This is a genomic window from Dethiosulfovibrio faecalis (assembly GCF_021568795.1).
Classification (GTDB): Bacteria; Synergistota; Synergistia; order Synergistales; family Dethiosulfovibrionaceae; genus Dethiosulfovibrio; species Dethiosulfovibrio faecalis.
The window spans coordinates 91,300-100,567 of sequence record NZ_JAKGUE010000008.1 but is presented as its reverse complement, the minus strand read 5'-3'; the positions used below and the strand labels follow the sequence as shown (position 1 = coordinate 100,567).

The following is a 9,268-nucleotide window of genomic DNA, read 5'->3' as shown; positions in this document are numbered from 1 at the left end:
GGGCGGCTCCCTTTCGGGAAGCCGCACTCTTTATTGTTTTTTCCCTGTTCGCTCGAGAGTTCCTTCTAACCGCAGGAGGTGCATCCGGCGCAGCCTCCGGAGGAGGAGCCCACCACGGCGGTGGTCACCACCAGGTTCACCATCCACAGGAAACCCTGAAGGTCTATAGCAACTACGTCGCCGTCGAAATCGATGGATTCGGGAACCCAGACGGACATGTCCCCTTCCTTCAAGACCTGATAGTTATCTCTGATCTCGGGAGCTCCGCTCTTCACGAGAACGGCCTGTCTGGCTCCTCAACCGGCACCTAAAACTCCCTCGAAAACCGTGACTTCCGGCCCTATCTCGAGGATTCTCTCCTTCGCTCTATCGGTTACTTCCAGTTTAAGGTTTCTCACAATCCACACCTCCATGGTATGTTTTACTGTCGCCATCATACCATGAAGGGGTATCCCTAGCAACCCCTCTATCGAAGAAAAGCCCGATCGGGGACGATGCCGTTTTTCGAGCACATATCGGCCATATCCTCCGGCATGGGAGCCCTGAGGGTCTTGGAGGACAGCGAGGACAGATCCCCGAACATCTCGGGAAAGGAAACAGAGAAGGCGTGCAGCATGGGCCTTTTAGCTCCTTTGACGCCGTTGAGAGCTCTGTCGCCGTATTTAACGTCGCCCAATACGGGATGGCCTATATGACTCATGTGAACCCTTATCTGATGGCTCCTGCCGGTGATCAAGGTCACCAGGCACAGGGAAAGCCCTCCACCGGAGGCCAGACGGCGATACAGGGTCAGAGAGCTCTGCCCCTTCGAATCCACGAAAACCTTGTTGGAGGATCCGTCCTTAGACAGAGGGGCGTCTATCCTTCCCTCCTCGGGTAGATCTCCGACAACGAGGGCCAGGTAGACCTTTTCCATCTCCCCATCTCTCCAGAGAGAGGAGAGGTCTCTGAGGGCCCCTCCGGTCAGGGCCAGCACCATGATACCCGATGTATTTCGGTCCAACCGATTGACTGCCTGAGGCTGAAAGGACGATCCGGGCAGGAAGGCCCTTGTCACCACCGAGTCTCCGCCCTTTTTGTCCGGCTGACTGAGAAGGCCCGCCGGTTTTGACACGACCCAAAGGGATTCGTCCCTATAGACCGTTACGAGATGACCTCCGGTCCTTTTAGCGCCAACGTCGGTTGGAGCGCTCTCCCACGGAACCAGTATCTCCTGTCCCTCGACCAGTCTCTGGTCGAAGGAAGCCCTGGCTCCGTCGACCCGTACCTGTTTCTTCCTGAAAGCCTTCATCATGGCTCCCAGAGGCAGGGACGGCCATTTCTTTCGGATGACCTTGTCCAATCTACGACCGTCGTCGTGTCGGGAGACGACGAAGCGATCCATCGGTCAGCTCCGCTCCCCGTCGGGGCGCCATTTCCAGAAACGACGCTGAGCCGAGTAGTTGAGGTCCGAGATGGAGTCCTCCGGCTCCACTCCGCCCTCGAGCTGGGAGACCGAGTCACCCCAGCAGAACAGCTTGAAGTCGAGTTCGTCCGCCGCCGACACCACCAGGGCCTCCGGCGTGGCGGGCAGCACGGGTGATCCGTATTCCCTGAGGCCGTGGTGGCTCAACAGGATGTGTCCCAGGGCGGTCCTGACGGTTCTGTCCAGCCCGTACCGTTCTGCGAGAGCCTCGAAACGGCTGTAGCCGAGGGCGATGTGATCTATAACGGTACCCTCCACGGTCATGCCGGGGCCTGGATTCAACACGTAGGCCTCCAGCTTCCCCAGATCGTGAAGCAATCCTCCCGCCACGACCAAAGACCGGTCGGGACGAGCCTGCCCCTCTATGGCCTCAGCCATGGAAAGAGCCAGCTCCGTCACCGTCACCGAGTGCTCGAGAAGGCCGTGCACATAGGCGTGATGGTGGGAGACCGCCGCTGGCATCACCCTGAATTTCTTCCAAAGATCGCCGTCCTTGGAAAACAGCTCCTCCATGAAGGAACGGACGTCCCCTGAACACCGATCCACCAGCAGGTCGAAACGGCGCTCCAGCTCCTTAACATCCACCGGAGAGGTCTGGACGAAGGACTCGGGCCTGTACTCTTCCTTTTCCTGATCGACCAGGAAGACCTGGTTGAAGTTGTACTGGTTCTTGCCCCTAAACTCCGAGACCTGACCCATAACGCCGATCGAGCTGCCCTTGAGGTTTCCCACCAAGGTAGAGGAAGCCGGATCCTTTATCTCCGACTTTACTCCCTCTCTGAAATCCCACCACTGGGTGTTACCCCAGATCTTGGCGTCCATCGAACCAGTTTTGTCCATCAACGAAACGGTCCAGTAGCTTTTGCCGTTTTTGTCCTTCTTCTCGTGGATATCCAGCACCACACCTACGGAGGAAAACTTCTCTCCCACCGGAAGGTTCTTTACATCCTCTACGCTCTTTCTGGTCTCTGCCATAAAGACACTCCTTATCTTTACGTATCGATTCTCGAGTATAGGACATGATCGGTCAAAAGGCTAACACCTCACCTATGTTTTTCTATGATACAATCGATGCACTTAAGTTTACAAGGGAAGGAAGGCATACCATGCTGAAGGTTAAGGACGGGAATAAAAAGGATATCGGTCGCGGACTCGTCAGGATGGACCCGGTGGACATGGACAGGCTGGGCCTGTCGGACGGAGAGATCGTCGAGATCAAGGGCAGCCGAAGAACCCCGGTGAGACTGCTGGCAGCGGACCACGACGACTGTGGCCAGGGAGCTCTCTTCATGGACGGGTTAACCAGAGGCAACGCCGGAGTCGCGCTGGATGACCGCATATCCGTCCACAAGGTAGTGGTGGATTTCGCCTTCGAGGTAGCCATAAGGCCTCTTACCACCATGCACCTCCTGGAGAAAGACCTCGATCCGTCCGGACTGAAGGAAAAGCTGAGCGGACTCCCGGTTATCAAGGGAGACAGGATAAGGCTGGTCCTCGGAGGGGGAAGAGACTGCGACTTTCAGATAACCTCCACAAAACCGGGAGGATCGGTCATGATAAGCCCCGCCACCGAGCTGGTAGTCGAAAAGCCCTCCGCCGGAGCAAAGAGCGACAAGGCTACCTACAAGGATGTCGGGGGGCTCTCCAACCAGCTACAGAGGATAAGGGAGATGATCGAGCTTCCCCTGAGGTTTCCCCAGGCATTTCTAAGGCTGGGAGTAGAGCCTCCCAAGGGAGTCCTGCTCTACGGACCTCCCGGCACGGGCAAGACGGTGATAGCCAAGGCCGTGGCCAACGAGACCGACGCCTGGTTCACCCATATATCCGGACCGGAGATCATAGGCAAGTACTACGGCGAAAGCGAACAGAGGCTCAGAGAGGTCTTCGAAGAGGCTCAGGCTCACGCCCCGTCCATAATATTCATCGACGAGATAGACGCCATAGCCCCCAAGAGGGAGGAGATGGGCGGAGAGAAACAGGTGGAAAGGCGTGTCGTGGCCCAGCTTCTGGCCCTTATGGACGGCCTTCAGGCGAGAGGGCAGATCGTGGTGATCGCCGCCACCAACCTCCCCAACACCCTGGATCCCGCTCTGAGACGACCGGGGAGATTCGACAGAGAGATAGCCGTCCCCATACCGGACAGAAAGGGCAGAGAGGAGATCCTCCAGATACACACCAGAGGGATGCCCCTGGCCAGGGACGTAGATCTTACCAGGATAGCGGAGGTCACCCACGGGTTCGTAGGAGCCGACCTGGAGGCCCTGGCCAAGGAGGCCGCCATGGCGGCCCTTAGGGGCATAATGCCTTCCATAGATTTCGAGGATTTTCAGGTACCCTACGATCGTCTGAGAACCATGGAGATCGACATGAAAAGCTTCACCACCGCCCTCAGAGAGGTTGAGCCCTCGGCGATAAGGGAGGTCTTCGTGGAACGACCTAACGTCACGTGGCAAGACGTCGGAGGGCTGGACGAGATAACCGAGGAGCTTCGAGAAGCGGTTCAGTGGCCCATGGAACACGGGGACGTGTTCCGCCGCTTCCGCATATCCCCCCCGAGGGGAATAATGCTCCACGGGAAATCCGGAACGGGGAAGACCCTGCTGGTGAAGGCTTTGGCCAGAGAGAGCGGAGCCAACTACATATCCATCAAGGGTCCGTCCCTCATGTCCCGATTCGTCGGCGAGAGCGAGAGAGCGATCCGAGAGGTCTTCCGCAAAGCCAAACAGGCGGCTCCTTCGCTGCTCTGCTTCGACGAGATAGAGTCTCTGGTCCCTGTAAGGGGCAGGGACTCGGGATCCGCCTCTCAGTTCACCGAGAGGGTCATAAGCCAGTTTCTCTCCGAGATGAGCGGACTGGACGAGATGGACGGGGTGGTGGTGCTCGGAACCACCGACAGAATAGACCTGATCGATCCGGCCCTTTTCAGCGCCGGACGATTCGACATGGTCCTGGAGCTTCCTATGCCCGACCACGACGGCAGGAAGGAGATTTTCCAGATACACCTTCAGGAAAAGCCCATGGCGGATGACGTCGACATCGACTCCCTCGCAAAGGCGACCGAGGGAGCCAGCGGAGGGGACATAGCCATGATATGCCGTACCGCCACCACCGCGGCGGTACGGGAGTACATCAGGGCGGGAGAGACGGGGGATCCTCTGGTGGAATCGAGACACTTCGCGGCCATCCTGGAAAAGAGGGGCCGGAAAACGTCGTCCGCGACCGAGAAATGAGGAACATCTAAAAACTTACGTCCGAGTCTCCGCGAAGAGGCCGTTTCGGATTCGCCCTATCCCGCCCGAACCGTATTTCCGACCTGCCTGTTTCGTACGGACCGCCTCGGAGGAGTTGAGTTTTTAGAGATGCCCATAAAGAAGAGGGTCCGGAGTTCATCAGACGAACTCCGGACCCTCCACTTTTTTATGCGACTGACGGCATCACACGCTCTGAGAGAGGACCGCTCCCAATCGGCGGATGCCCTCTCTGAGCCTGTCCTCCGGCACGTTGGAGAAATTGAGACGCATGTAGTTCTCGTGCCCAGGCTCGGCGAAAAAGGCTCCGCCCGGGACGAAGGCCACCTTATGCTCCTCCACAGCGACCTTGAAGACCTCCCTGGCGTTGACTCCCTCTGGGAGCTCCACCCAAGCGAAAAGGCCTCCGGCAGGGGGGACAACTACGGCTTCCTTCGGGAAGAACTCCCTAACCGAATCTATCAGAACCGACATCCTCTTTTCGTAGACCTTGCATATTCTCTCTACGTGAGCGTCCAGGTCGAACATCTCGTTGTAGGCCACTATCTGAGCCTGGTGCAGCGTAGAGGAACAGAGTATGGCGTTTTGTTTCATATCGCCGAACTTGGAGAGTATCTCAGGAGCCGCTATCATCCAGGCCACCCTCATGCCGGGAGAGAATATCTTGGAGAAAGATCCCAGGGAGATCACCACACCGGCACGGTCGAAGCTCTTTATCGAGGGCGGACAGGGCCCCTCGAAACGGAGCTCTCCGTAAGGGTTGTCCTCTATAGCGGCTACTCCGTATCGACCGACAACCTCGGCGAAGGCCTTCCTTCGCTCCACCGACCAGTCTATCCCGGTGGGATTTTGAAAATCGGGGTTCACGTAGACCAGTCGGACGTCGTCGATCTCCTTCAGCTTACGCTCGAGGTCCTCTATTATCATGCCGTCCGAATCGGTCTCGACACCTACGAACTCGGCTCCGTAGGTCCTGAAGGCCCCAAGAGCCCCGAGATAGGTGGGACTCTCGCACAGGACGACCGACCCCTCCTCCAGAAAGACCTTTCCCGCCATATCCAGAGCCTGCTGAGATCCGTTGGTTATCAGCACCTCCTCTGCCTTCGCCGGAGTGCCGTACTTATCGGTCATCCTCCTGGCTACCATCTCCCTCAGCCTAGGGTCTCCCTGGGCCGACGAATACTGAAGTGCTTTGTCTCCCTCTCGATCCAACACGAAAGCCGTGGCGGTCTTGACCTCCTCTACGGGGAAAAGCTCCGGGGCGGGCAGCCCTCCGGCCAGGGACAATATCTCCGGATCTGAGAGAGCCTTGAGGATATCCCCTACATCGGAGGAATCGCACCATTCCAGTCTTTTAGCGAATTTCATACATAATCGTCCCCTTTCTCGTTAAGGTATATCTAGAAAGTCACGTCCGAGTTTCCTCGGAGAGGTCGTTTCGCCTCCGCCCTGTCTCGCCCAAACGTATTCCCGACCTGCCTGTTTCGTACAGACCGCCTCAGAGGGCACGTCCTGTGCCCCCTCGGCTTGGGGCGACGTCCTGTCGCCCCATCCGTACTACACGACGGCAGGTCGGAAATACGGGTTCGAATGGGCTTCGCCGAAACGACCTCTCCGAGGAGTAGCGTTTTTAGAGATGCTCTTTAGAAATACCCTTTAAAAATATGAAAAGGCCGAAGCTCTCGGAGCTCCGGTCTCCCATGGACTTGACGACAAAATAGAGCTTTCGAAAATTGCAAGAATTATACACAGCTATCTCCACGATGTCAAAGCCAAACAAAAGACGATAGAACCTCCAACGAACGACGGACTCCGCCGGAGGATCGCCCCTATCAGCTCAGCCTCGAGAGTAGATCCCGTCCCCTCTCTATCTGTCTGGAGACCTGTCTGAATCCGGTGCCACCCAGGGTATCACGTCTGGCGACGGCGGCCTCCAGGTCCACCAGGGAGAGCAGTTTTTCGTCGACGTCGCCAAGAAAGTCCTCGAATTCCTCAAGGGTCAGATCGAACAGACTCTTATCCTCCCTGACACACCATCCCACCAGACTTCCGACCCTGTGATGGGCCTCTCTGAAGGGGACTCCTCTGGTAACCAAATACTCGGCTATATCGGTAGCAAGAGCCAACCCGTCGGCGAAGGACTCGGCCGCCCTGTCGGCATCGACCTCTATGGCCCTCACCAGGGATGGGAGCACCCCCAAAACGTGAGAGAGGACGTCGAAGGAGGAAAAAAGCCCCCTCTTGTCCTCCTGCAGATCTCTGTCGTAGGTCATAGGAAGACCCTTTAGCGTCACCAGGATATCCACAAGATAGCCTATCATCTGACCGGTACGGCCCCTGACGAGCTCCAGCACGTCGGGGTTCTTCTTCTGAGGCATCATGCTCGAGCCGGTGCAGAAGGCATCGGGAAGCTTAAGCCAGCCGAACTCGGCGCTGGAATATATTATAAGGTCCTCGGCCATGCGACTGCAGTGCACTGCGAACATGGCGGAGAAGCTAAGGGCGTCGAATATATAGTCCCTCTGCCCCACCCCGTCCATGCTGTTCTCGCAGAGCCTGGAGAAACCCAGAGCCTCGGCCGTGTACTCCCGATCCAGGGGAAGGGTGGAACCGGCAAGGGCTCCGCATCCCAAAGGACATTCGTCCGCTTCGTCCATGGCGAACTCCAGCCTCTTGAGATCCCTGGAGAAAGACTGGAAGTAAGCCATCCAGAGATGTCCCATGCTGACCGGCTGGGCCTGCTGTAGATGGGTATAGCCGGGCACGATGGTCTCTCTATGGGACTCGGCCCTGTTCAGGAGGGCATCCATTAGATCTACCATACCGGCTTTGACCTGGCACAGAACGTCCTTCACGTAGAGCCTCATGGTGGTACCTACCTGATCGTTTCTGCTCCGTCCCGTATGAAGCCTGGCTCCGGCGTCGCCGATCTTCTCTGTAAGACGGTGTTCCAGATTCATGTGGACGTCCTCGAGAGACTCGTCCGGGGTGAAATCCCCCCTCTCTATCTCGTCCATAATCTCCTGAAAACCGGACCTTATGGCTTTCAGCTCCTCCTGGGATATCAGGTCCTGCTTCGCCAACATCTCCGCATGGGCGAGGCTACCTCTTATGTCCCATCGGGCCAACCTCCAGTCCAGATCGAGCGACTGGGAAAAGGCCTGGACCTTGCGATCCGTCTCCTGGGAAAAACGGCCCTTCCACATGAGAACACACTCCTCTCTTATATAGACATAGCACGACGACGAAAGGGGGCTCCGGGCCGTCCGGAACCCCCTTGAAGAATACCACGCAAGTCTCGATTTATCAGCAGGAGACGGAAATAGACTCGTTTTTCTCCGGATCCTGTTTATGAGCCTGCTTCCAGGTCTTGAGAGGCAGTCCCCATACCTTTATGAATCCTACGGCGGCGGAGTGATCGAAGGAATCCTCCTCCGAGTAGGTCGCCAGATCGTGGCTATATACCGAGCTGAGGGATTTGAGCCCCGTAACGGTAGCCATACCCTTGAAGAGCTTCACCCTCACCGTGCCGTTGACGTTTTCCTGGGTCTTGTCCACAAAGGCATCTATGGCCTCCTTCAGAGGGGAGAACCAGTAACCGGTGTAGGCGAGTTCGGCGAAGGAAGCCTCAAGCCGCTTCTTCTCCGCCAGCACCTCTTTGGAGAGGGTCATCGTCTCCAGGGCCCTGTGAGCCGAGATAAGGGTGATCGCCGCCGGGCACTCGTAGACCTCCCGACTCTTGAAGCCGACCAGACGATCCTCGAGCATATCGATCCGACCCACGCCGTGGGCTCCGGCAATCTCCCGAAGCTTCAATATGAGGGAGACTCCGTCCATGGGAACCCCGTCCAAGGCCACGGGAATACCCTTCTCGAAGGTTATCTCCACGTTTTGGGGCTTGTCGGGAGAAACCTCCTGGGCCACCGAGATCTGGAAGGCATCCTCTGGACATTCGTTCCAGGGATCCTCAAGGGCGCCGCACTCTATTGCCCGTCCCCATAGGTTCTCATCTATGCTGTAGGGAGACTGGACCGAGGCTCCGACCTCTATGCCATGCTCCTTTGCGTACTCTATCTCCGCCTCGCGACTGAAATGCCAGTCCCTGACGGGAGCTATGACCTCCAACTCCGGATTCAGAGCCCCTATGGCTACCTCGAAGCGAACCTGATCCTGTCCCTTTCCGGTACACCCGTGAGCCACGGCGACGGCCCCCTCGTTTTTCGCCACCCAGGCAAGCTGCTGGGAGATAAGAGGCCTGGACAGTGCCGAACTGAGGGGATAGGTTCCCTGATACATACCGTTGGCCTTGAGAGAGGGCCAGACGAACTCCTGCACGAACTGTTTTTTCAGGTCCATGACGTAGGCCGCCACAGCCCCGGTCTTGAGGGCCTTGGCCTTCTTCTCCTCCAGATTGACAGACTGCCCCACGTCGGCGGTCAAGGTGACCACGTCGTATCCCCGCTCCATCAGCCAACATACCGCCACGGAGGTATCCAACCCTCCGCTGTAGGCCAGAACCACCTTTCCCTTTTTCTCCATCATCTATCCCTCCATA

The 9,268-nt window shown here is 57.4% G+C and carries 7 protein-coding genes; 1 reads left to right on the top strand and 6 read right to left on the bottom strand.

From position 1 onward, the window contains the following. Positions 1 to 65 precede the first annotated feature (65 nt). From L2W58_RS07535 to L2W58_RS07525, 3 genes are all read right to left on the bottom strand, one after another. Complete coding sequence (locus L2W58_RS07535) at positions 66 to 275, bottom strand: hypothetical protein (protein WP_236102736.1); 210 nt, start codon at positions 273 to 275, stop codon at positions 66 to 68. Positions 276 to 466: 191 nt separating this feature from the next. After that, positions 467 to 1,384: an RluA family pseudouridine synthase gene (locus L2W58_RS07530; RefSeq protein ID WP_236102735.1), complete on the bottom strand. Its 918-nt coding sequence runs from the start codon at positions 1,382 to 1,384 to the stop codon at positions 467 to 469. A gap of 3 nt (positions 1,385 to 1,387) precedes the next feature. Next, positions 1,388 to 2,440, bottom strand: a complete 1,053-nt coding sequence (locus L2W58_RS07525; protein ID WP_236102734.1) for a 3'-5' exoribonuclease YhaM family protein — start codon at positions 2,438 to 2,440, stop codon at positions 1,388 to 1,390. Between the two features lie 131 nt (positions 2,441 to 2,571). Between L2W58_RS07525 and L2W58_RS07520 the strand changes: the two genes are divergently transcribed. Continuing rightward, positions 2,572 to 4,695, top strand: coding sequence for a CDC48 family AAA ATPase (locus tag L2W58_RS07520; RefSeq protein ID WP_236102733.1), 2,124 nt, complete (start codon positions 2,572 to 2,574; stop codon positions 4,693 to 4,695). 204 nt (positions 4,696 to 4,899) lie between these two features. Here the strand turns inward: L2W58_RS07520 and L2W58_RS07515 are convergent, their stop codons facing one another. From L2W58_RS07515 to L2W58_RS07505, 3 genes are all read right to left on the bottom strand, one after another. Further along, on the bottom strand, positions 4,900 to 6,081 hold the full coding sequence (locus L2W58_RS07515) for an aminotransferase-like domain-containing protein (RefSeq protein ID WP_236102732.1): 1,182 nt from the start codon (positions 6,079 to 6,081) through the stop codon (positions 4,900 to 4,902). Between the two features lie 464 nt (positions 6,082 to 6,545). Then, complete coding sequence (argH, locus tag L2W58_RS07510; protein WP_236102731.1) at positions 6,546 to 7,919, bottom strand: argininosuccinate lyase; 1,374 nt, start codon at positions 7,917 to 7,919, stop codon at positions 6,546 to 6,548. A 100-nt stretch (positions 7,920 to 8,019) separates the two neighbouring features. Then, positions 8,020 to 9,255: an argininosuccinate synthase gene (locus tag L2W58_RS07505; protein WP_274705050.1), complete on the bottom strand. Its 1,236-nt coding sequence runs from the start codon at positions 9,253 to 9,255 to the stop codon at positions 8,020 to 8,022. Between the last annotated feature and the right edge of the window lie 13 nt (positions 9,256 to 9,268).